This window comes from Pantoea sp. BJFS-204, assembly GCF_049310725.1.
Classification (GTDB): Bacteria; Pseudomonadota; Gammaproteobacteria; order Enterobacterales; family Enterobacteriaceae; genus Pantoea; species Pantoea agglomerans.
Genome location: NZ_JBMOWE010000009.1, coordinates 99,879 through 123,495 on the forward strand (window position 1 = coordinate 99,879; position 23,617 = coordinate 123,495).

Sequence of the window (23,617 nt, forward strand, 5' to 3'; positions counted from 1 at the left end):
CAGCTGAATCACCGTTACAATTGATCTACATTCACGCAGGAGGTTTTCATGTCAAATACCACCATGACTTTTACGTTAGGCGATCGTGAAGTTAACCGTATTGGCTACGGCGCAATGCAACTGGCCGGGCCGGGCGTGTTCGGCCCGGTAAAAGATGAAGCCCGGGCAATCCAGGTTTTGCGCGACGCTGTCGCGGCAGGCGTTAATCATATCGACACCAGCGATTTTTACGGTCCGCACGAAACCAACCAGCTGATTAAAAAGGCGCTCCATCCCTATCCGCAGGATCTCTGCATCGTCACCAAAGTGGGTGCCCGACGCGACGCCAAAGGCGGCTGGCTGGCGGCGATGGAGCCAGAGGCGCTGAGGCAGGCAGTGGAAGATAACCTGCGCAACCTGGGGCTGGATGTGATTGAGGTGGTGAACCTGCGCAGTATGTTGCATCCGGCCAGGCCCAAAGAAGGCTCTCTTAAGCCACAACTGGAGGCGCTGCTGGCGTTACAGGCACGCGGACTGATTCGCCATATTGGACTGAGTAACGTTACCGCCACGCAGATCGCAGAAGCTCAGGCGATGACGCCGATTGTCTGCGTGCAGAATATGTATAACCTGGCGCATCGACAGGATGATGAGCTGGTGGATCAGCTGGCGCAGCAGGGAATTGCGTATGTGCCGTTCTTCCCGCTGGGCGGCTTCTCTCCGTTGCAGTCGGATCAGCTTAATGAAGTGGCTGCATCCCTGAATGCCACGCCGATGCAGGTCGCACTTGCGTGGCTGCTGCGGCGATCGCCAAATATTCTGCTGATTCCAGGCACCTCTTCCCCGGAACATCTTAAAGAGAATCTTGCCAGCGACAGCCTGGAACTGTCGGATGATGTGATGGAAATGCTGAACGCTATTTAACATCAGGCCCGCACGATGCGGGCCTGCTGCTGTACTGATTCAGAAACTGCTGAGACAGGCCGCAAGTTGCGGCTTGTTGCTACAACTGATGTGGTGATCGATTCGGTTAATCATATAAGGATAAAACGGGTTAGAGGTGGCGCGCATAATCGAGTCCAGCCCGACAATCAGCACCGCACTCTCGCCGCGCAGTGACAACGTCCCAAAACTGATACCAAACTCATTCTTCTGCGCGGGCGCGCTGCCATATAACCCATCCTCGGCCGGGAATGGAATCGCAACGTGCGACAGTGAGTAGAGACCCGCCGGATAGGCAATTGCCAGCGGCTGAATCCGTTCCTGCATCTCTCCCGCGGGAACGCTTTTCGTCACCATCTCCAGTGAGGTGGCGGAGGCATTGGTGATCACTGTGGATGAGTAATTCCGACGCGCCGCAGGCAACAGCTGATTAACCGCGGTATATGAGGAGTGGCGGAATAACGGACTGACGCTGACCGCCTGATTGATATCGAACAGCACCAGTTCGCTGCCGTTCACTGGCAGATAATTATAGAGCGAGCGGATGACCGAAGGCGTACTGACGGTGGAATCCATGACCGACTGAAAGGTTAGCACGGGCGGGAAACCGGAGAGCTGCTGATTACGCGCATATTGGAGGATCTCTTTCTGCAGCGCCTGCGTCAGCAAATAGGTCTGCCGGGCAGCGTGAACCGGAAAAGAGTTGTATTTAAACGGATTAAACTCCGGCACGATATTCAGCCAGGCCGTTTTCGAGAAGGCAGGGAAAACAGAGGGCAACCCGGCAACACCTGCGAACCGGGCAAAACGAGTCACACCGATCATCGGCGATAACAGAATCAACTGCTGCGTACGACGCAGCGTATGATCGCCCAGGCTGTCGAGCGCATATTTTACCGCCAGCGCCCCGCCGTTCGAGAAACCCACCAGATGCAGCGGCGTCTGCGTGCCCGCCAGCCGGGTCGCTTCCCGCACCGCCAGGCGTGTGGCGGCCATCCAGTCCTGCCAGTCAACATCGGTCAGACCCGCAGGCACCGTACCGTGACCCGGTAACCGTATCGCCACTGCCACATAACCCTGCTGACGGTAAGCCTCTGCCACATGCCGCAGACTGTAAGGACTGTCGGTCAGTCCATGTAACAGAACCACCGCACCGCGCGGCCTGCCCGTCGGTTGCAGAATATAGGAACGGTTCCAGTCCTGCGCGAAATGCCCCGGATAGATCATGCTGCCAGCATAGTATCGGTTGAGTGGCGTTTTATCTTCCGCATCCAGCCGGTTGCTGACCTGCTGCTTCATCTCGTCGAACAGATGATTTTCGGCCTTGAGGTAGTCGGCATAGGTCGCATTATCAAGCTGTTCCACTGTCAGTTCATGCGGGACCCAGGTGTGCCAGCGATGTAACTCCGGCCCGCGCTCCGCTTCATAGATTCGAATAATCAGTAGCAGCAGTAACAATACTCCAGACACAATCGCAAGACGCCAGAGCCTGCGGGTGACGGTTTTCCACCTACGGGTCATAAATCCTTTCCTGAAAAATTAAAATGCATAGCGAAACCACGCGAACAGCACGTTGCCATTATTGTACGTGCCCGGAATATAGGTGAACTGTACATTCAGCGCCTTATAACCGGCAGAGAACAGCGGCAGAATAATCGGTAGCGGAATATAGTTACCAAAATCTTCGCGTGCGGTGATACCGGCGGTTAATCCCGCGCCAAGACGAAAGTCCTGATTCGAACCTGGATACCAGCCCTTCTCCCAGCCATAACCGACAATCGGCTGCCACTCATTGTGTGAGTCTTTGAAAGCCATTGCATAAAGCGCGCTCCAGTTGCCGCTGTCGCTGTAGCGGGAAATGCCCAGACCGCCTCCCCAGGGATTCTCGTTATAGTTATCGGTTTTTTCTTTGTCGTACATAAAGCGGGCGTGCCAGCTGATAAATGGCAGGTAGAGATCGGTATGCTGAGGCGCGTTCCAGGTCTGCGCAACATCGTCAGTGAATCCATTCCACCAGGAGGAGATTGGTGTGTTTTCAGCATGCAATGGCGCAGCAGTCAGCAATGCGGCAAAAACTGCCGTGGTGGTTGAAATTTTCATAGTGCGTACCGGTCAGCGTGCGGAGCAGATGAAAAATGAGTATAGCGCAGAGCCTGAGGCAATCTTTGTCAGCGGTCATGCTTCGCTTAACCGGGGATTTCTGAAGACAACAACGACAATTTATTCAGTCAGGTCTGGCGATTTCAGCCTGAAATCGCCAGACCTGTTTGAAAACTAATCGAGGAAAAATGGCTGATTACAGTGAATGTTGTCTGCTGGGATTTAGTGAGGATAAGGACCGGGAAAATGCGGTGCAACGGTATGTAAGAAGATAACAAGATAAGGAGGTAAGGAGGTAAAACCGGATTCAGCCGGTGGGCTGAATCCGGTGGGAGACTCAGGAGGCTTCAGCCTCTTTTGGCTTTTCACCAAACTTCTCTTTCATGTGTGACTCAATCTCTTCCAGGCTTTTGCCCCGCGTCTCTGGCACCATCGCCATCACGAAGATCAGCGACCCGACGTTAATCGCGGCAAAGATAAAGAAGGTGGTGCTGCCGGCATATTCCATTATCGGTGGAAAACCAAAGGCGACTATCGCGTTAAAGATCCACTGTAGTGAGACAGCGCCGCCGGTTAACACGCCGCGCAACTGCATCGGGAACAGTTCCGACATCATCAGCCAGTAGACCGGGGAAATGCACATCTGCATGCAGAACAGGAACAGCAGAATACAGGCCAGGGCGAGGTAGCTCTGCATCAGGCTGGGAGCGATAAAGGTCATCACGCTGCCCAGCATAATCTGCGAAGCGACCACCAGACACAGGCCGGTAATCAGCATCGTCCGGCGCGGGAAGCGACTAACCGCCCAGATACCGACAATCGCCGCCACCACTGAGACCACGCCGTTACCGATGGTCGCGGCAATCGAGGCGCTGGTGCCAAGTCCGGTCTGTTTAAGGATGATCGGGGTGTAATACATAAAACCATTTACCCCGGTGAACTGGGCAACAAAGCCCAGACCGACGCCGATAACCATCAGGCGAATCACCCACTTCTCACGGATCAGGGTTTTCGCATCCGGCCCACGTTCCGCCGCTCTCGCCTGCTTCTTCATCTGCGCCATCTCATGGCGCACTTCACGCGGCGTTTCACGCAGATACTTCAGGATCTTTTTAGCCTCTTTCAGACGCCCTTCCGCGACCAGCCAGTGTGGTGAGGCAGGAACGAAGAACGTGCCGATAAACAGCAAAAGACCCGGCACCATGGCAATTGCCAGCATGTAGCGCCACAGGTGCTCATCATGCAGCAGATAGCTCAGCAGCGTACTGGCAACATAAGCAATGAGCTGTCCGGTAACGATCATCAGCTCATTGCGGCTGACCAGCGGCGCACGCAGGCGCGGTCCGGCAATTTCGGCGATAAACACCGGCACGGTAGAAGAACCGCCGCCGACCGCAATCCCCAGCAGGAAGCGCATTGCCACCATGACGTTGACAGAAGGCGCCAGCGCTGTTCCCAGTGAACCCAGCACAAAAATAACCGCCAGGCTGCGTAAGGTAATACGCCGGCCAAACCGGTCAGAGAAGAAACCACTCAGGAAAGAGCCGATTGCGGCACCGAACACCAGCGAAGAGGCTACCAGCCCTTCAGTGAATGAGTTCAGTCCAAGTCCACCCTGATCGGGTGGTGAGGTCATGTAGGGTAACGCACCCGAGATAATCCCGGTGTCATAACCAAAAGCCAGCGCGCCCATAGTGGCAACCAGTACCACTAAAAAAATGCGCTGGCGTACCGTATCCGCAGGCGCGTGATCGCCCGCTTCACCAGAGTCTGGTGTATTCGTACTCATAATATCCCTGCCATTAATAAGTTAAACATCCGTTTGATTAAATTTCATACGGAATAGAAATGGAACATATTTACCGAGTGGGTAAAGAAGTGTAGACGGTATTTAAAAGTTAGCTTTAGCAATGCGATTTTTATAACAGGGATAGTTAACCGGATAAATAAACCGGCGCAATAATGACGACGTGAAAGTTATTTTAACATTAGGTTAACACTTTCAGTTCCTGCTGGATCCAGCTCAGGAAATGCGCGACGCGGGGAAACTGGGCAAATCCACGCGGGAAGACCAGATGATGGGCGCTAACGGGCAGACTCTCCTGTTCGGACAAGACTCTGACCAGTTTTCCACTGCGCAGATAATCCTCCGCCAGCAATTCACTTTCAAATATAAGACCGTGGCCTAACATCGCCGCCTCAAGACTCATATAAGAGCGATCAAAGCGAAATAACCACTCTTTATCTGGCTGAGGTAATTGCTGAGAAGCAAACCACTGCGGCCACTGAATAAGCGGCGACTCCGATAATATCAGCGCATGATGAATTAAATCAGCGGCCTGATTAACAGGATGTTTTTTCAGATACTCAGGCGAGGCCAGCACCGACATTCTTTCGTGGCGGATCGTTTTAATCTCGAATGAGTTCCAGTCCGGGAATCCATGGCGTATCGCAATATCAATATTGTCGCGGCTGAAAGATAAATTCTCGTAAGAGCAGGAGAGCGTGAGCTGGAACTCGGGATAGCTGTCGCGAAATTTATGGATGCGCGGCAACAGCCACAGCAGACCGAAACTGGGCGCGCAGTGGATCCTGAGGTTGCTGCGGGCTTTCTCGTTACTGATGCGTGCAGTCGCCTGCGTCAGACTCAGCAGTATCGGACCAATCTCCCTGAGGTAATGCTCACCCGACAGCGTCAGCACTACGCCCTTTGCCGAACGATTAAACAGAATACAGCCCAGTTCACGCTCCAGTTTTGCCAGCTGATGACTGGCCGCCGAAGGCGTAATACTTAATTCCTCGGCCGCACGCGCGACATTACCAAAATGGGCCACCTGCTCAAAAACCCGCAGTGATTTAATCGAAGGTAAGTGATCAGACTGCTTTTCCATCCGCCTCTCCACACTGGAATTTTGTGATGTGTGCCCATTTTTAAATCGCAGAATTGTTAACTGCATCAAACCAACAAATTCATTCAGCATCAAATGAATTTTTTTGCATTGCCAATATTAGCCGCTTTATCAATTCTGATCGTGACCCTGCCGGTAGCGATACCGAACCACTAATAATTATTTTTCTGGAGTGGACAATGTTACTCGAAAACAAAGTTGCGATTATTACAGGTGCCGCCTCTCAGCGCGGCATTGGCCGGGCTACAGCCGCCTGTTTTGCTCAACATGGTGCGCGCGTGGTGGTGCTCGATTTAGATCTGCAGGCCGCCCAGGCCAGCGCACAGTCTTGTGGTGAGGGGCATCTCGGCCTGGCCACCGATGTGACCGATCCCCTCTCTGTTCGTCGTGCCATCGACCAGGTTCTTGAGCACTTCGGCCGTATTGATGTGCTGGTCAACAATGCAGGTATTACTCAGCCGGTTAAAACACTGGAAATCGGCATCGAGGATTACAACCGTATTCTTGATGTCAATCTGCGCGGCACGCTGCTGATGTCTCAGGCGGTGATCCCCACCATGCAGCAGCAGAAAGGCGGCAGCATCATCTGCCTGTCCTCGGTCTCAGCACAGCGCGGCGGCGGGATTTTCGGCGGCCCGCACTACAGTGCCGCTAAAGCGGGCGTTCTGGGCCTGACTAAAGCGATGGCGCGCGAATTTGGCCCTGACCAGATACGCATTAATGCCCTGACGCCCGGTCTGATCCAGACGGACATCACTGGTGGCCTGTTACAGGATGAACGCCGCCACGCCATTCTCGACGGAATTCCGCTCGGCCGCCTTGGGTCCGCCAGTGACGTCGCCAACGCTGCGCTGTTTCTCGCCAGCGATCTCTCCGGTTATCTCACCGGCATCACGCTGGATGTGAACGGCGGCATGCTGATCCATTAAATAGCGCCCTTCCCTGCCCGCACGCCTGGCGGGCTAACCTCGGGAGTGAACACCATGACCACGCTTAATCTGAGCGCAGCCTCTGCTGCGCGCGATATCACCTATCGCAAAATTGCCTGGCGCCTGATGCCCTGGCTGATGCTCTGTTATCTCTGCGCCTATCTTGATCGCGTCAATGTGGGCTTCGCTAAATTACAGATGATGGATGATTTGTCTCTCAGCGAAACCGTGTATGGACTGGGTGCCGGGATCTTTTTTATCGGCTACTTCTTCTTTGAGGTGCCGAGTAACCTGATCCTGCACCGTGTCGGCGCACGCCGCTGGATTGCCCGCATTATGATCACATGGGGAATCATCTCAGCCCTGTTCGCCTTTGTAGAAACCGCATGGCAGTTCTACCTGCTGCGCTTTCTGCTCGGCGTCGCCGAGGCCGGTCTTGCGCCAGGTTTACTGCTCTACCTGACCTACTGGTTTCCATCACACCGTCGCGCACGTATGACCGTGCTCTGGTTTGTCGCCATTCCACTCTCAGGGATGATTGGCGGCCCGCTCTCAGGCTGGATTATGGCGACCTTTGCAGGCTTTCACGGATGGGCAGGCTGGCAGTGGATGTTTATGCTGGAAGCTATCCCCACCCTTGTTATGGGATTAGTGGTACTGCTGGTTCTGAAGGATCGTGTTGAACAGGCAGATTGGCTGGACGAAGATGAGAAACGCCGGGTGCGTGCCGATCTGGATGAGGATAATCAGCAGAAAGCCTGTCATGGCACGGTAAAAGCCTTTGTCGCCGACCGTCGTCTGTGGCTGCTGGCGCTGATCTACTTCTGTGTGGTGATGGGTCAGTACGCCCTGACGTTCTGGTTACCGACGCTGGTGAGAAACTCAGGCGTCAGTGAACCGCTGCATATTGGGCTGCTGACCAGTCTGCCTTACCTCTGCGCCATTATCTTTATGCTGCTGGCCGGGCGCAGTGGCGATCGCTATCGTGAACGCCGCTGGCATCTGATTGTTCCAATGCTGATCGGACTCACCGGACTGACGCTGGCAACTCTGCTGAGCCATAGCGTTTCCCTGTCACTGCTCTCCCTTTGTATTGCCGCTGCGGACATTCTTTCCGCCTCATCGCTGTTCTGGATGTTGCCGACCAATCTGTTAGGTGGCGTCTCTGCCGCCGCAGGCATCGCCGCCGTGAACTGCATTGCTAATCTGGCCGGTTTTTTCTCACCGTGGCTGATAGGCACCATCACCACCGCAACCGGTACGCCCGCTTCCGGAATGTACTTTATTGCTGCCGTCCTGCTGGGTGGCGCGCTATGCGTGCTGCGCATCCGGGCAGCGGACGTTAATCGTTAATCAGGAGGTAATATGACTGACTCTCGTCACGCTTCACACGTGCTCTCATTGCAGCAACGAGCCACCAATATTCGCCGCCATGCCTTATTAATGGGCCAGATTCAGGGGCAGGGATATATCGGTCAGGCGCTGGGTGCAGCCGATTTGCTTGCTGTCAGCTATTTCCACGCCATGAATTACCGGCCGGATCAACCTGAGTGGGAAGACCGCGATCGCTTCTATCTGTCGATTGGCCATTACGCTATCGCCCTTTATGCCGCCCTGCTGGAAGCAGGCGTGATACCTGAAGAGGAGAGGGAAACCTATGGGACTGATGAGAGCCGCTTGCCGATGTCCGGCATGGCTGCCTATACCCCAGGCATGGAAATTACCGGCGGTTCACTGGGTCATGGATTAGGTATTGCCGTGGGTGCCTGTCTGGGGCTGAAGCAGAAAGGCTCGCAGGCACGAGTCTATAACCTGCTTTCAGATGGTGAACTGAATGAAGGCTCTACCTGGGAAGCGGCAATGTCCGCCTCACACTGGCAACTTGATAACCTGATCGCCCTTATCGACGTCAACAATCAGCAGGCTGACGGCCATAGCAGTGAGATTCTCGCTTTTGAACCCATTGTGGATCGCTGGCAGGCTTTTGGCTGGTACACCCAGCGGGTTGATGGCAACGATATCTCTGCTTTGCAGGCCGCCTTTGATGCGGCTCGCAGCTGGCCCGAACCCCAGCCGCGCGTCATCATTTGCGATACCCGAATGGGCAAAGGTGTGCCGTTTCTGGAAAGTCGTGAGAAAACCCACTTTATTCGGGTCGATGCCGATGAGTGGGACAAAGCCCTGACAGCACTTGAGCAAGGAGTCTGAGATGAGTTCACAACCGCAAAAAAAACGTCTGACCACTTCCGCCATGATCGCCTCGATCGCCGCTGAAGGCCAGCCCACGGTTTCAGCTCCTTTTGGACATGCCCTGGTCTCTCTGGCAGAGCAGCGCTCAGATGTGGTCGGTCTGACGGCTGATTTAAGTAAATATACCGATCTGCACCTGTTCGCAGAGGCTTTTCCGAAACGCTTTTATCAGATGGGCATGGCGGAACAGTTACTGATGAGCGCCGCAGCAGGTATGGCGCGTGAAGGCTTTATGCCTTTTGTCACCACTTATGCCGTCTTTGCTTCCCGCCGCGCTTATGATTTTATCTGCATGGCCATTGCCGAAGAGAATCTGAACGTTAAAATCGCCTGCGCACTGCCGGGCCTGACCACCGGTTATGGACCGAGTCATCAGGCGACTGATGACCTGGCAATCTTCCGTGGCATGCCGAACCTGACTATCATCGATCCCTGCGATGCACTGGAGATTAGCCAGGTGATACCGGCTATCGCTGAACATCAGGGTCCGGTCTATTTGCGCCTGCTGCGCGGTAAGGTTCCGCTGGTGCTGGATAAATATGACTATCGCTATCAGCACGGTAAGGCTCAGCACCTGCGCGGCGGTAAGCATGCCGTTATTATCAGCAGCGGATTGATGACCATGCGGGCGCTTGAGGCCGCTGAAGCGCTGGAGAAGCAGGGGATTGAGGTCGGTGTGGTTCACTCACCCATGATTAAGCCTCTGGATGAAGAGACCATCCTGCGTGAGGCGGGAGTAGCACTGCATCATAACCAGCTGGTTATCACCGCTGAAAATCATTCGATAACCGGTGGCTTAGGCGAAGCTATTGCCGGCCTATTAATGCGAAACCATGTGACACCGCGCTTTAAACAAATTGCGCTGCCGGATGCTTTCCTTGCAGCAGGCGCACTACCGACGCTGCATGACCGTTATGGCATCTCAACGGATGCCATGGTTAAGCAAATCACCGCCTGGCTTGAAGCCTGATTCATATCAAAACCGGGCCTGGCCCGGTTTTCTTCTGCATAGGTTCGCTGCTGCCGTGGAAGATCATCATTGCATTACGTCACTTCACATCGGTCTGATTACTGATTGCAGTGGTCAGCACTCTCTGCGCATCAGCAACTACGCTGTATGCCGATAACAGCCACTGATAACCCGGTTCAATGCCATACAGACGTTATTTCTCGCAATTCACTGTAAACAGCAGTTCAGTGAGCCATCGCCTTTTATCAGGTAGGCCGATAGGAGCTCTTCGACCGTAAGCTGTCGATTTCATCTGCTTTACCTAATACAGTGAATCTGGTGCCATGCAACTACCTTTCCGTCATGAGCAGACTGTGACAATCTTTTCGCGCTGATCAGGTTTTAATGGAGTTCCCTGCCAAAGCTGCATCTTGTATCTCACCTCTTCAAAAAAAATTTTATCGCGCAGAAAAAGTTATCCACTTTTTCTGTGGATAAGTGAGGGATAGTTTCTGAGTATCTTTTTTCACTCTCTGTTCAGGACTTTACTGCTCTTAAGATACGCCTCTTTTCTGATCTTATCCGTTCGCCCTCAGGCCTGAAACGAGGGAGCGTTTAACTGCAGGCATGGCGATTTCAGGCTGAAATTCTTGAATCTTTTATATTAAAAACAAACAGTTAATCACGAAATATCGCTGGCGGGCTAATGTTTGGAGAAAGGCCAGGCAGAGGGTTTAGCGGAGTGTGTGAAGCCGGTACGCTGTTACTGAGGTTCAGTGGGGGTTGATTGGTCACTAATGAACCAGTCCCGGAAAATCATTACTTGCAATATTCTGACCGTCGGATGCGCGCTGACGGCGATGAGATTCATCAACGATAGCATCAGACGAAAAACGTTATCTCTGTTTATAGTGATCTGTGCGGTTTGGAAGGGGCCTGGGTATCTGGCGAAAGAGTTCAGCGAAGTGGCGATTTCATGCAGTTTTTCAGCAAGAGATAATAAAGCAATTTATTATATTTCAATATCTTAAGCAGGAATTCACACTTAAAAATCTGGCGATTTCAGCCTGAAATTTGGGTGTCCGCCATCTCTTTTAACGACGACTCGCTACAAAAATCGAAAAAAAAGCCAGCGTTTATCGCTGGCTGATTTGAGTGCATATACGTTAACGGTTGAGATATTTTTTCAGGGTCTCCGCAATAACTTTATCCAGCTCTTCCTGCAACTCTTTCGACTGCCGGTTAAATTCATAACTGAACATCCGTCCGCGTACCTTTTTGCGGGCGAAGCGATCTTTATCCGCAAAAGACCAGAGCGCAGTCGCCTGAGTTTTATCTTTCTCCGGTTCTTTGATCAGAGTCTGGCTACCCTGTCGAATCAGACGCAGGATATGATTTTTAAGCTCGTCCTCGGCCAGACCTTCACGGGCACAGACCACATCAATTTCCCTTGAAATGGATTTGATCAGAGCTTCAACGTTTTGCCCGGACTCACTCAACTTGTCAGCAGCCTGTAACAACGCTTTATAGTCGGGATAGGTCAGCTCAGCGTGATTAGGAAAAAGTGAGATCAAATCTGACGGAACGCTGGCGGCCTGCAGGGCACGCGTCACTTTCGCCTGGGACAAACCCTGATTTTCAGCAATCTCCTTCTGCGACAAACCGCCATCTTTAAGTGTTAACAGACGCATACCCACTTCGCGCAGATTGTGTTCCCGTGCCGTCTGAATATCCTGCGCCAGTCGGCGGGCTTCATCAGCGGTGATGGCCGCGTCAGTGATCAGCACGTCCAGGCCGGTTTTGCAGTAGAGTGCGGCTGCACGACGACGTGAGCCATCCAGGATTTCGATGCGGTCATCGCGCATCACGCCAATAGCGGGAAAGAACTGCTGCAGCTTAATGGTCCGGATAATGTCGCGCAGCGAATCAGGTGTCAGGCCTGCCTGATCGCGACCGTTGGTTTCCATTGTGACGAACGTTTTGCTTTCAACGTCGCTGGCGGCAATGCGTTCAAAACGAAACAGGGCGCGCTTGCCCGTTGCCAGAACGAATGTCTGGTTGTGCTGGCTGTCTGGCGTGTCATTTTCCAGTGGAGTCTGGCTGAAGGTTCTGCCAATCGTAATTCTTTTTGCGCTCATACAAACCTCAGTTCAGGCGAATAAATTCGATACGGTCGAAGACGGCTTTAGCAAAGTCTTCTGCGGCGGATCGTGCATTCTTCAACGCTTCGCTGCTGCCGACGTAGGTCGAAGGATTGGCGGAGATAACCGTATCAAAGGATTCGCCACAACGTTCGAAACCATCAAGGCGGGGAAGGGCAGCATCAAGCATGTCGCCACCAAAAATCTCTTTTGCCAGGCTATGACAGAGTTTGTGGTCTGCTTTATTGGAGAGTTTAGACATGAAGCCAATATTGCCCTGCAGCCGACAGGTCGCGCCGGAGTCTTCGATAATCGCAATCAGTTCCGGAAGACGTGTCAGGTATTTTAGTGTCGAGTGAAAGTCTACCTGAGCCGGTGGCACTGGAGTCATCAGAAGATCAGACGCTGCAATCGCATTCTTCAGGAAAGCATCAAGATGCGGGCCGCTATCGATAAAGATAAAGTCATAATCTTTTTTCAGTTTGGCAATAACGTTGTCATACAACACGGCGTGAACGTTCTGTTGCGGAAGATGCTCAGCACAAAGCTGATCCCAGCTTGAGGCGATAAAGGCGTCATCAATCGATGCAGGCAGCACATCCACACCCGGAATGATCGACGGAACGATAAACTCGTTGACCAGCTCATCTCGTGAGACATTCTGCAGCATTGCCTGAGCCGCAGTCGCTTCCACCAGCCCGACGGAGCGCTCGTGGTTCAGAAACATGGTTGCTGAGGACTGCGGATCAAGGTCGATAACCAGGATGCGCAAATCTTCAAAAAGCAGATGTGGATGTGCACGTAGCGCATGTGCCAGCGAGACGGTTGAAACCGTTTTGGAGACGCCGCCCTTCAGATTACCGACAAACAGGGTGTAAGCGTCACTATGGCGATCGCGATACTTCGGCACGCCACGATGATGATAGATATCGATAATATTCTGAATCGACATAGCATATTTAACGGAAGAACCGGCCGCACGTTTATCAAATTGATAACCGCTCTCTTCCATCTCATTGACTGCGTAATCCACACTGGCTCGGGTCAGTTTGGGCAACTTTGCCAGCGCCGCTTTGGCATAGACCTGATAGTAGGTATTTTCATGCAGTTCCTGCTTTTGCGCCTGAATTTGCTCGGTGAGGCTTAGCAGCATGCGTTCTGAACGCTGCGCAACCTTCATCACCTGCTTGTCATCATTAGCCATAGTTGCTCCAAACATGTAGGATTTATGACTTTATACAGAAATCCTGCACGTGAGGCAATAAATTATCTTCTCAACATCATCTCCGTTTTTATGTAACCACACGGGTTTTGGTGAGTTTCATCACATTATTTCGTCTGGCCGAATATATTTTGCAGGTTAATTGCGGTAAGCATTCACTGTAATCAGTAGAACATTCACTGTAGTGAGCAAACAGGTTTAAAAAATCATCAGCCAAACCGGGTACATTGAGCGGGAAAGGGGAGAACACAGAAGACGAACCTTGAGATTAAACGTTCACTGTAGTCAGTAAAGCTTGTGTCTCTTTCGGTGACGTTATGGAGCAGGCGAAAGAGCGATGGATACATTGATAAATGGATTTCAGGCAGTGACTGCAGGTTGCTGTGCTGACCTTTGCCACTGCATCACTTCAACATTCACTATAGTCAGTAGCGTTTTACGTGTTCAGCTCTGTGAAGAGCAACGTTCACTGTAATCAGTAAACTTGCCGATCAGGAGCCAGAAGAGGGAGCAGGGCAGAGTAAACGTTCACTGTAGTCAGTAAGGATGGGTTGAAAAATCCTCAGCGGATGATAAAAGCATCGGAATCTGGAGAGGGAATATACACCGGCAACGTCATAACCGACTCTGGTCTGCGATACAGAAGCGTAAAGCCCATAAACGTTCACTGTAATCAGTAAATCCAGAAAGCAGTAAACATTCACTATAGTCAGTAACATCACAAACAGAAGAGGGATTAGAAGGAGAACAACCGCGCAAACATTCACTGTAGTCAGTAGTTCCTGGTTAGCAGTAAGTAGACAGAAGCGATTCTGTTCTGCATCAGCGCGTGCCGACAGGGTCGTAATATGAGTCAGTAGATAGCAGTAAGAACACAGAGGCGATTCCGTTCTGCATCAGTGTGTGCCGAGTGGTCGTTAAAGACTCAGGCCATGCGAGCAACGGCTTCTTCTGTCGCCCTTCAGCCAGTCATGCACCAGCCCCGTATCGTATACATCAGCAATGCCGTCAGCAGGTTCACTTTAACGTTCACTGTAATCAGTAGAATGCACGATGCCTTCAGGTACACCGCAGCAAACATTCACTGTAATCAGCAGAACGTTCACTGTAATCAGTACAAGATTAGCATCCCGCCATGGCAGTTATGACTCGCTTCAGACCGGACATCTGGCAACAACGTTCACTGTAATCAGTAGCGATTCGGAAAGCCGTTAAAGAGATTCAATGGTGAGGCGAGGGTAGTGCCCATCAGCAAACATTCACTGTAATCAGTAACAGTGTCACGCTGCTCTCTCTGGTTACGTGTGTCATTCAGGTCATACGCATCATGTGAATCACGCTGAGCAGACCCCTCATGGTAAACCGCATCCAACCCTGATTTGCTGGCCAGCCGGTAATGCTCTTTGAGAACAGGGCAGAGCAAAGGCATTCACTGTAGTCAGTAAAAAGGATTCACTGTAATCAGCAGAGAGAGGCTTAGCCAACCGAAGTCAGGGCATTCACTGTAATCAGTAAACACGGTATTAGTGAGTGCTAACCAATATGAGAGTAAGTACTAACTTACTTATAAGCCCTTGTTATCAGGCGCATTGAAGGGGGGTAGGGTCTGAACACACATTTGCACGGCGGCCCGGTTACTGATTACAGTGAACGTTACTGATCACAGTGAATCCCTGGGGAGTACTGATTACAGTGAATGAAGAGTGGATGGCGCAATGTCACCGGTGACGCAGAAAGTGACACTGCCACGCAGGAATACTGATTACAGTGAACGTGAGGGGTTAATCATCAAACTCGATCTCATCCAGCGAATCGATGCTCTCAAGATTACTGATGCCATCAAGCTTAGGCGTACGGCTGTGGATAATAAAAAAGACTGAGCGGCCACGCTTCACTTCTGAGTAATCCAGATAACCGATCTCTTTCAGCTGCTCCATCGCGCGCCGCACGACATGGTTCTGCGTGGTGGTCTTAGAGCCGAGGTTCAGGCGCATACGCAGGCGTGCAAGCGAGATAGGCGCCGGATTGGTTGGCAGGCTTTCCAGGAAGGTGTAAAGCGCCTGCGCAGACTCTTTACGCTTCAGACGGGATATTGCACGGAGCTGAAGCAGGACCTTGTGGTCGAAGTTATAGAGTTCGAACAGCTTGGGGTCGGCCTGGATGCGCACAATATCTTTTTCGCGATCGTAATAAGCAGACTGAACAAGGTGGGTGTGATAGGCCTTGCCGTTACCTTCAAAAGAGAGCGTATTGGTCGCGATACGGCGCAGAGAGGCATCAAGACGCTTGCGCAGGGCGGCTGAAGAGTTGGCAGAGGGAATGCCACACATCTTAACAAAGTCGATAAACGGCAGCGTGACAGTATCGCCTTTGGTCGGATAGCGGGAAAACGATTGAATAATACCCGCCCAGGTTTTGAAATCGTTATCCATATCCAGCCGCGCGCCGGTAATGGTAATCTTTTCGTAGCCTTCCGCTTTCACCAGCGTCAGATTCTTCAGCTCTTTCGTCGCATCCGTTGATGCCATCGCACCGGATTTACCGCGTGCAGTAGATTTCAGCGTCGGCACGAACAGCCCAAGACGCATTAAAGCGACAGGCTGAACGGTATTATTCTTGTTGGGATGAAGCTGAATAACTTCACCGCTGTTTTTTGTCACTGACAGAAAAGGTTCAAGTAACGCTTTGTTTTCGTTGTCTTTATCTGCCATGGCGTAAGATCTTCATTCTGTGGATGAAAGGGATCGTTTTCTGACTACAGTGAACATTAGCACTGTTTACAGTGAACATTCTACCTGGTACAGTGAATAAAGTACTGATTACAGTGAACACTTTACTGATTATAGTGAACGCGATCACCCTTTCAGCCCTTGTGGGATGCGGCCTGCGACGATCGGGGATCTCTTAGGATCTCTATATGATCTATTAAGGATCGTTTATTAGGATCTGGTCACTGTATAAGTGGAAAACTTAAGGCGTGACATCATTTTCAGACGTGTTGACCACCAGCAAAAACTGGCCCGCAATCTGCCCACTGCCTGACCGACTAATCGGTCATAGCCGCATTCATTCTCAATCGATAAACAACTTCCTCACTATTATTCATTTTTCATCATCAACTACAGCGCGTATCGTCTCTCCATCACTGACAGAATGAGGAATACGGCACCATGACTGAACATGCCCTATCACGTAACCCCACAACTGGTGAAATTCTGGCACGCTATCCTTTGCAGAATAGTGCAGAGCTGGAACAGACACTGACTGAAAGCGCATCTGCTTTTGCTGCATGGAAACAGAGCACCATGACGGACCGCGTTCGCGTATTGCGTCAGCTTGGCGAACAGATCCGTCTGCGTGAGCAGGATCTTTCCCGCATGATCACCCTGGAGATGGGTAAACCCATTGCACAGGCACGCGCTGAAGTTCTGAAATGCGCTAACTTATGCGACTGGTATGCGGAACATGGCCCTGCAATACTGGCCGATCAGCCCACTCAGATTGCCGATGCGTGGCAGCGATTCCGTCCCATCGGGGTGATCCTGGCTGTAATGCCATGGAATTTCCCCTTGTGGCAGGTTCTGCGGGGCGCAGTGAGTATGTTGCTGGCAGGCAACACCTATCTGCTCAAACACGCGCCTAACGTCATGGGAAGCGCCACACTGATGGCTGAGCTGTTCAGGGCAACCGATCTGCCTGCTGGCGGCTTTAACCTGATCAACGTTGACAACGATGGTGTCTCCGTAGCCATCAAAGATGACCGCATTGCCGCCGTTGCCGTTACCGGAAGTGTCCGGGCTGGCGCCGCGATCGCTGCACAGGCGGGCGCAGCACTTAAGAAAACCGTGCTGGAGCTGGGTGGATCCGATCCCTTTATCGTGCTGGCGGATGCCGATCTTGATGAAGCGGTTAAATCAGCCGTTATTGGACGTTTCCAGAATACCGGGCAGGTTTGTATGGCTGCCAAACGCTTTATTGTGGAAGCTCCGATCGCTGAAGAATTTGAAAAACGCTTCACTGCCGCGGTCCAGGCACTCACCATGGGCGATCCGCTGGATGAAAATACCTTCCTGGGCCCGATGGCACGCGCCGATCTGCGTGACGAACTGGATGGACAGGTAAAGGCCACGCTGCGTGAAGGTGCACGTCTGGTACTGGGCGGCGAGAAAGTGGCAGGGCAGGGTAACTACTACGCGCCGACCATTCTCGCTGATGTCACCAGCGACATGACCGCGTTCAGGCAGGAGCTGTTTGGCCCGGTAGCCGCTATTGCGGTCGCAAGGGATCCACAACATGCGCTGGAGATCGCCAACGACAGCGAATTTGGCCTCAGCGCCACCGTCTGGAGCGGTAATGAAGAGATTGCCGATCGTCTGGCGCTGCAGCTGGAAGTCGGTGCTGTGTTTATTAATGGCAACGGCGCGTCCGATCCGCGCGTTACCATTGGTGGTGTGAAGAAAAGCGGCTACGGCCGTGAGCTGTCGCACTTTGGTGTGCACGAATTCTGTAACGTGCAGACCGTGTGGAAGAATCGTCGCTAGTGTTTACTGTGCCGACGGAAGATAAGCGGGCGCTGTTTTAGCGACCGCACTGAGCGGACGCAGTAACCGATGCGGTGCAAACGCACTCAGCATTGGTGAGCCTGTGCCGCTCAGCATCTCCTCAGCCACCAGCCTGCCCAGCAATGGGGCAAGTGTCATGCCGCTATGGCTGATCATCAGATAAACGCGTGCTGACTCGCTGATGTAGCCTAATGCCGGCAAGCCATCTGCCGGACGCGACCGCTGTCCTGTTTCAATCCGCTCAATTCTCGCGCCTTCCGTGTTTTTAAACAGCCGCCGCAATCGACGCAGCATCTCTTTGCCAATCAGTCCATCCGGCGAGACCGGCCGCGCCGGATCGGCGTGCTGATCCAGATCCAGCGCCTGCAGCATCAGACGGCCACCGCCATCCGGCCGCACATTCAGTTCCGGGGTAATCAGATTGCATTTAAGTGGGATCGGCAGAGGCTGGGTCTGCGCCAGAAAACTGCAGGCAACAGGATCGGCTCGATTCGCATCGGTCATCGCCAGTTCAAGCCCGCACTGACTTATCAGTTCCGGTGCCCAGCGGCCGGTCGCCAGTACCAGCTGATCGCCGCGCCATTCATCCCCACTGGCCAGCGTAAGATGGACATCCTGCGCCGATTCAGTGAGCGTCGTCACTTCATTGTTGCAGACCAGCTGCCCGCCACTGGTACGCAGCTCTGCCAGCAGAGAGGCGATAAACAGGCTCGGATAAAGCAGACACTCCGACGGGAAAGACCAGGCGTGCTGAACGCGGGGATCAAGCCGCAACTCGGGCATTGCACCCAGAAGTGCGGCGCGGCTACGTTTCTCTACGGGGTAATCGAGCGTCGTAAGCTTTGCTGCGCGCTGCGCCAGCTGGCGCAGGGATGATTCATCGGCCGCCCACTCCAGCGTGCCGGTTTCCAGCAGCCATCGGGGTGATGCAGGATGGCTTGCCTGCCAGCGCTTGTGCTCGTCTATCGCATGGGCATTAAGATCATGGTAGCTGGTGGGTTCTTTGCCGTTGGCATTGACCCAGGCATAGCTGATCTGACTGGTTCCGCTGCCAGGATAGTTTTTATCGAAGACGGTGACCTGTGCGCCCCGTCGCGACAATGACTGCGCGACGGCTAAACCCAGCACGCCTGCACCGATTACGGCAATACGTTGTGGCATATCTGGTCTCTCCTGAACAGGGATTAGTGGAAAACTGCTACCCGCCGGTTCGTTTACTATTGCGAAGTCAAAGAAGTACGTCAACCGCAGCGTCAGGCGGTGGTTTCATCGAACCATGCGGGCACCGGATCGGCCAGGGTGATCCACTGTTCAGGCCCCGCAGCCATCTCCTGTGGTGTCAGCAGCGCATGATCCAGCGCGGCACGGACGCTCTTCTCGTCCATCTCAATGCCGATAAAGACCAGTTCCTGGCGCGCATCGCCGGTACCTTCCTGCCACTGTTCAGCGATAAAGTTGAGCGAATCCGCATCCTGTGGCCATTCAGTTCGCGGCACGCTGACCCACCAGCGCCCGGCATAACCCTGACGTGCCACCGCGCCCGCCTGCGACCACATCGCGGCATATTCCGGTCGACTGGCCAGCCAGAAGTAGCCTTTAGAGCGGATAACGCCGTCAAGCTGGTGGTTTACTGCATGCCAGAAACGCTGCGGATGGAACGGACGACGGGCGCGATAGACAAAGTTACGAATGCCATACTCCTCCGATTCCGGCTGATGCTCACCGCGCAGGGTCTGCAGCCAGCCGGGTGCCTGCGCTGCCCGGTCAAAATCAAACCGGCCGGTATTTAGCAGGCAGTCCAGCGGAACCTGCCCAAACTCACTGTTCACAATAAGCGCGTGCGGATTAAGCGCCTGCAGCATGCCCTTCAACTGGTGCAGCTGCGCCGGGCTGAGCAGGTCCGTTTTGTTCAGCACCAGCAAATCACAAAACTCAATCTGATCCACCAGCAGATCAACCACTGAGCGCTCATCCTGCGCGCCCAGCGATTCGCCACGTGACTGCAGATCATCGGCTGAGCGATAATCGCGCAGGAAGTTAAAGCCATCGACTACGGTGATCATACTGTCCAGCCGGGCATAGGCTGACAGACTTTCACCCGCTTCATCTTCAAACGTAAAGGTTTCGGCAACCGGCAGCGGTTCAGAAATGCCGGTAGACTCAATCACCAGGTGATCGAAACGCCCGGCCTGAGCCAGACGTTTTACCTCCAGCAGCAGATCTTCACGCAACGTGCAGCAGATGCAGCCGTTACTCATTTCGACCAGCTTTTCATCGGTGCGGGAGAGCTGCGCACCGCCATCGCGCACCAGCGCAGCGTCAATATTAATTTCAGACATATCATTGACGATCACCGCGATCCGCCGTCCTTCGCGGTTGTTCAGAATATGATTAAGCAGGGTAGTTTTACCGGCACCGAGAAAGCCGGAGAGAACGGCAACCGGCAGACGGGGATCGTCGGATGTCAGAGCAGAGAGTGTCATGATGTTACCTGTAAGAACGGGATTATAGATACGTTATAACATAACATTAGTGTGTTTGTTTTCAATCCTGATTTGTGTTTTTGTTGTGGGTACCAATGAGCGTTTAAAAGGGAGTGGAAATGCAACAACTCACGCTTGTCCCGCGTCTGATGCCAGCCGTCAGGTCCGGAGAGAAAACCTCGACGATTCGCTGGCAGGAGGGCGATATCACCATGGGTCCGCTGAGACTGGTGAATCAGCACGATGAAACGGACGCGGTAATCGTGTGGGTGACGCAGGTCGACACGCTGCGCTTAAGCGAAGTCGCCGCGACGCTGGGGAAACAGGAGGAATGGCCTGATGAGGTGCTGCTGGAAGGGATGCGCGAGCACTATCCGGAGATCAGGCTGAGCAGTGAGGTGCAGCTAATCACTCACCTCACGCCCGCAGGAACCCTGCAGAAGCTCACTAAACAGTGATCAGCTGTGCTCAATCACCAGCAGCGCCATCGTATCGGCTTCCAGCGCCCGAAAGATATGCAGCTCATCGCCCGGATAGGTAATGTAATCCCCCACATCCAGCTCCACCGCACTGTCGACCGGGCCCACCAGCGCACGCCCTTTAGCGATAATAATATGCTCAATGGTATTGGGGATATGGGGCTGGGAAATGCGTTCGCTGCCGGGCTGAACTTCCAGCAGATAGATATCACGCCGAACGCCGGGCGGGCAGGAGGCCAGCAAAACGGCCTGATAATCGGCAAGATCGGCGGTAACCGTCAGGCCCTCTCCACGCCGAATCACCTGCAGACGACGCGCATCCGGCTCCAGCAGACGTGAAAATGGAATGTTCAGCGTTACGCAAAGCGACCACAGGGTTTCAATGCCCGGATTGCCATTACCCGCTTCCAGCTGTGACAGCGTAGATTTGGCGATCCCTGCGCGGCGCGCCACTTCAGCCAGTGAAAGACCGGCTCGCTGACGTTCACGTACTAAGGCATTGGCAATAATGCTGATAGGGGTATTCAAACGCACTCCTGATAACCTGAATGTTTTTTATATCGAACATAACGTTCATCTTGTAAAACGCTTTCGCGGTGTTCATTATATCGGATTATATGTTCATTATGAGACAGAGTGATGCTTTTTCCGCAAATGCAGTTGCTGGACAAAGGGGTTATCAAAGCGATTTTTCTGGTCTGCCTGGCTGATGGAATTGTTGGATTATCCTATGGCTCGCTGGCGTCGGCCGACGGGTTTCCGCTCTGGGTGCCGCTGGCGCTCTCAACGCTGGTGCTGGCGGGGGCGTCGGAGTTCCTGTTTATCGGCATTGTGGCCGGTGGCGGCAGTCCATTTACCGCCGCCGCAGCGGGCCTGCTGGTAAACGCACGTCATTTGCCGTTTGGCATCGCGGTCAAGGATCTGGTGGGGCAGGGTCCGTCAGGCTGGCTGGGCTGTCACATCATGAACGATGAAAGTGTGGTGTTTGGGATCTCTCAGCCGCAACTGGCGCAGCGCCGCAGTGCTTACTGGCTGTGCGGTATCGGTATCGGCTTGATATGGCCGGTCAGCGTCATGATCGGGGCAGCAATCGGGCAGTTTATTCCTGATGTCTCGGTGATCGGACTGGATGCGGTGTTTCCGGCAATCCTGATTGCTCTGATCTTCCCGGCGCTGCGCCAGCGACGCACCCGGATCCCCGCGACCGTCGGCGCGCTGCTCTCCTTGCTGGCGACGCCACTGGTTCCGGCGGGCATGCCGGTGCTGTTTTCACTGCTGGGCCTGCTGACATGGAGATCGCGCAAATGACACATCAGGGAATGATTATCGCCGGGATTGCCCTGCTGGCTGCCGGAACCTATCTGATGCGGTTTGCAGGCGTCAGGCTGGGAAACCGTCTTCCGATCAGCGAGCGCACCCAGCAGATGCTCTCCGACGCCGCCACGATATTGCTGCTGGCGGTAGCGGCCACCACCACGCTGTTTGAAGGCCAGCATTTTGCCGGTGTGGCACGGGTGGCGGGCGTGGGCTTTGCCCTGTTGCTGGCGTGGCGTCGTGCGCCGCTGATTATGATTATTCTGGGGGCGGCGGCGATGACGGCGCTGTTGCGTTTTCTCGGCGTGCCCTGAGGATGTCATTAACCCCGGCAAAAGCGGGGATGTTATCGCGGTGAAAATTTGTCAGGATGGCACTCTCTCAGGCGTGATTAGCCCGATAACCTTGCAGGGATTGCTGAATGAACACTATCCGTACCTGTTTCCTCCTGATGCTGCTGACCGTGATGACAGCCGGTTTAACCGCCGTTCCGGCCATTGCCCGACCCGATATGCGTCCGCTGGGCAAGAACATCGCCGACACAGGTTCCGCCTGGTATCGCTTCCAGAGTAAAAAGTTTGTCTCACAGGATGGGGAACGGCACTATCGGGTGTGGCTTGCTATCCCCAAAAGCGATGCGCCGCCAGGCGGCTATCCGGTGCTCTGGCTACTGGATGGCAATGCGGCGATGGCACATTTGACAGAACCTCTGCTTAAAAAGCTGAGCAGCGGCACGCCGCCAGTGCTGGTCGCGGTGGGTTACGACACCCATTTGCCCTTTGATGTGGTGGCGCGTAATTACGACTACACCCCACCCAATGATGCGCCTGATACTCTGGTCACTCAGCCTCATGGCCGCAAAGGCGGAGGCAGCCATCAGTTTCGTCAGCTGCTGCTGAACACAATTGTCCCGTGGGCAGAACGCCTTGCGCCCAGTAATACGCAGCGGCGTGCGCTCTGGGGTCACTCCTACGGCGGACTGTTCGTGCTGGATACCTTCTTTCATGCCGCCTGGTTCAGCCATTATTTTACGGCCGCTCCCTCGCTGAGCTGGAATCATCAGCGCATTCTTACCCTGGCCCGACGCGCCGACGCCGGACCGCTTAAACATCTGTCGCTCTATCTGATGGAGGGCGATGGCATCACCGAACGCCGAACCGGCCACTCTGACGATCTTCAGCAGGAAGAGCGTGCGCTTATCGACATCCTGCGCCCGAGCGGTGCCAGACTGATTCTGACGCGTTATCCCGGTCAGAGTCACGGCCAGATATTACCCTCATCGCTGGTGGATACGCTGGAAATAGTTTCCGGTAGCCGGGATTGATATCTGACCGGGCATCGCGGCATGATGGCGTTTC

General features: G+C 53.6%; 20 protein-coding genes. 10 read left to right on the plus strand and 10 right to left on the minus strand.

The genetic code is table 11. From position 1 onward, the window contains the following. Positions 1–48: 48 nt before the first annotated feature. The gene (locus ACO6VX_RS20265) at positions 49–903 is read left to right on the plus strand and encodes an aldo/keto reductase family oxidoreductase (protein ID WP_422431359.1); all 855 of its coding nucleotides are present in this window, start codon (positions 49–51) and stop codon (positions 901–903) included. A 39-nt stretch (positions 904–942) separates the two neighbouring features. Here the strand turns inward: ACO6VX_RS20265 and ACO6VX_RS20270 are convergent, their stop codons facing one another. The 4 genes from ACO6VX_RS20270 to ACO6VX_RS20285 all read right to left on the minus strand — a co-directional run bounded on the left by ACO6VX_RS20270 (position 943) and on the right by ACO6VX_RS20285 (position 5,912). Then, entirely contained in the window at positions 943–2,442 is a 1,500-nt protein-coding gene (locus tag ACO6VX_RS20270; RefSeq protein WP_422431357.1) for an alpha/beta fold hydrolase, read from the minus strand. An 18-nt stretch (positions 2,443–2,460) separates the two neighbouring features. Beyond that, positions 2,461–3,021: a lipid IV(A) palmitoyltransferase PagP gene (gene pagP / locus ACO6VX_RS20275; protein WP_010246837.1), complete on the minus strand. Its 561-nt coding sequence runs from the start codon at positions 3,019–3,021 to the stop codon at positions 2,461–2,463. A gap of 337 nt (positions 3,022–3,358) precedes the next feature. Beyond that, positions 3,359–4,810 carry a sugar porter family MFS transporter gene (locus ACO6VX_RS20280; RefSeq protein ID WP_022624569.1) on the minus strand — a complete coding sequence of 484 codons (1,452 nt, stop codon included), beginning with the start codon at positions 4,808–4,810 and terminating at the stop codon, positions 3,359–3,361. A gap of 199 nt (positions 4,811–5,009) precedes the next feature. After that, positions 5,010–5,912 carry a LysR substrate-binding domain-containing protein gene (locus tag ACO6VX_RS20285; RefSeq protein WP_010246833.1) on the minus strand — a complete coding sequence of 301 codons (903 nt, stop codon included), beginning with the start codon at positions 5,910–5,912 and terminating at the stop codon, positions 5,010–5,012. A 197-nt stretch (positions 5,913–6,109) separates the two neighbouring features. Here ACO6VX_RS20285 and ACO6VX_RS20290 point away from each other — a divergent pair, with 197 nt between their 5' ends. From ACO6VX_RS20290 to ACO6VX_RS20305, 4 genes are read left to right on the plus strand one after another with little or no spacing between them, the layout of a single operon-like run. Further along, positions 6,110–6,859 (plus strand): SDR family NAD(P)-dependent oxidoreductase, encoded by a 750-nt coding sequence (locus ACO6VX_RS20290; RefSeq protein WP_022624571.1) that lies wholly within the window; start codon positions 6,110–6,112, stop codon positions 6,857–6,859. A gap of 54 nt (positions 6,860–6,913) precedes the next feature. Further along, positions 6,914–8,212, plus strand: coding sequence for an MFS transporter (locus ACO6VX_RS20295; RefSeq protein ID WP_422431353.1), 1,299 nt, complete (start codon positions 6,914–6,916; stop codon positions 8,210–8,212). A 12-nt stretch (positions 8,213–8,224) separates the two neighbouring features. Further along, the gene (locus ACO6VX_RS20300; protein ID WP_031292457.1) at positions 8,225–9,067 is read left to right on the plus strand and encodes a transketolase; all 843 of its coding nucleotides are present in this window, start codon (positions 8,225–8,227) and stop codon (positions 9,065–9,067) included. A gap of 1 nt (position 9,068) precedes the next feature. Further along, positions 9,069–10,079: a transketolase family protein gene (locus tag ACO6VX_RS20305; RefSeq protein WP_163641084.1), complete on the plus strand. Its 1,011-nt coding sequence runs from the start codon at positions 9,069–9,071 to the stop codon at positions 10,077–10,079. 1,145 nt (positions 10,080–11,224) lie between these two features. On the opposite strand, the gene ACO6VX_RS20310 is transcribed toward ACO6VX_RS20305, so the two are convergent. The 3 genes from ACO6VX_RS20310 to ACO6VX_RS20320 form a co-directional block, all read right to left on the minus strand. After that, a complete protein-coding gene (locus ACO6VX_RS20310; protein ID WP_404562778.1) occupies positions 11,225–12,196 on the minus strand; it encodes a ParB family protein in 972 nt (323 codons plus the stop codon). Positions 12,197–12,203: 7 nt separating this feature from the next. Beyond that, complete coding sequence (locus ACO6VX_RS20315) at positions 12,204–13,403, minus strand: AAA family ATPase (protein WP_010246822.1); 1,200 nt, start codon at positions 13,401–13,403, stop codon at positions 12,204–12,206. 1,799 nt (positions 13,404–15,202) lie between these two features. Beyond that, positions 15,203–16,132 (minus strand): RepB family plasmid replication initiator protein, encoded by a 930-nt coding sequence (locus ACO6VX_RS20320; protein WP_010246820.1) that lies wholly within the window; start codon positions 16,130–16,132, stop codon positions 15,203–15,205. A 459-nt stretch (positions 16,133–16,591) separates the two neighbouring features. Here ACO6VX_RS20320 and ACO6VX_RS20325 point away from each other — a divergent pair, with 459 nt between their 5' ends. Next, entirely contained in the window at positions 16,592–17,962 is a 1,371-nt protein-coding gene (locus ACO6VX_RS20325; protein WP_045139966.1) for an aldehyde dehydrogenase family protein, read from the plus strand. A 3-nt stretch (positions 17,963–17,965) separates the two neighbouring features. Here ACO6VX_RS20325 and ACO6VX_RS20330 read toward each other — a convergent pair whose 3' ends face one another. Further along, the gene (locus ACO6VX_RS20330) at positions 17,966–19,144 is read right to left on the minus strand and encodes an NAD(P)/FAD-dependent oxidoreductase (RefSeq protein WP_033768734.1); all 1,179 of its coding nucleotides are present in this window, start codon (positions 19,142–19,144) and stop codon (positions 17,966–17,968) included. Positions 19,145–19,236: 92 nt separating this feature from the next. Then, entirely contained in the window at positions 19,237–20,466 is a 1,230-nt protein-coding gene (zigA, locus tag ACO6VX_RS20335) for a zinc metallochaperone GTPase ZigA (protein ID WP_010246814.1), read from the minus strand. Positions 20,467–20,585: 119 nt separating this feature from the next. Here zigA and ACO6VX_RS20340 point away from each other — a divergent pair, with 119 nt between their 5' ends. Further along, positions 20,586–20,924: an ASCH domain-containing protein gene (locus tag ACO6VX_RS20340; protein ID WP_340278964.1), complete on the plus strand. Its 339-nt coding sequence runs from the start codon at positions 20,586–20,588 to the stop codon at positions 20,922–20,924. On the opposite strand, the gene ACO6VX_RS20345 is transcribed toward ACO6VX_RS20340, so the two are convergent. After that, the gene (locus ACO6VX_RS20345; RefSeq protein ID WP_010246810.1) at positions 20,925–21,473 is read right to left on the minus strand and encodes a helix-turn-helix domain-containing protein; all 549 of its coding nucleotides are present in this window, start codon (positions 21,471–21,473) and stop codon (positions 20,925–20,927) included. It abuts the gene before it with no gap. Between the two features lie 111 nt (positions 21,474–21,584). On the opposite strand from ACO6VX_RS20345, the gene ACO6VX_RS20350 reads away from it, so the two are divergent. The 3 genes from ACO6VX_RS20350 (at position 21,585) to ACO6VX_RS20360 (ending at position 23,583) form a co-directional block, all read left to right on the plus strand. Beyond that, positions 21,585–22,253, plus strand: coding sequence for an AzlC family ABC transporter permease (locus tag ACO6VX_RS20350; RefSeq protein ID WP_010246808.1), 669 nt, complete (start codon positions 21,585–21,587; stop codon positions 22,251–22,253). Continuing rightward, the gene (locus tag ACO6VX_RS20355; RefSeq protein WP_010246806.1) at positions 22,250–22,573 is read left to right on the plus strand and encodes an AzlD domain-containing protein; all 324 of its coding nucleotides are present in this window, start codon (positions 22,250–22,252) and stop codon (positions 22,571–22,573) included. The genes ACO6VX_RS20350 and ACO6VX_RS20355 overlap by 4 nt, the downstream gene beginning before the upstream one ends. A gap of 107 nt (positions 22,574–22,680) precedes the next feature. After that, positions 22,681–23,583, plus strand: a complete 903-nt coding sequence (locus ACO6VX_RS20360; protein WP_422431343.1) for an alpha/beta hydrolase — start codon at positions 22,681–22,683, stop codon at positions 23,581–23,583. Positions 23,584–23,617 lie beyond the last annotated feature (34 nt).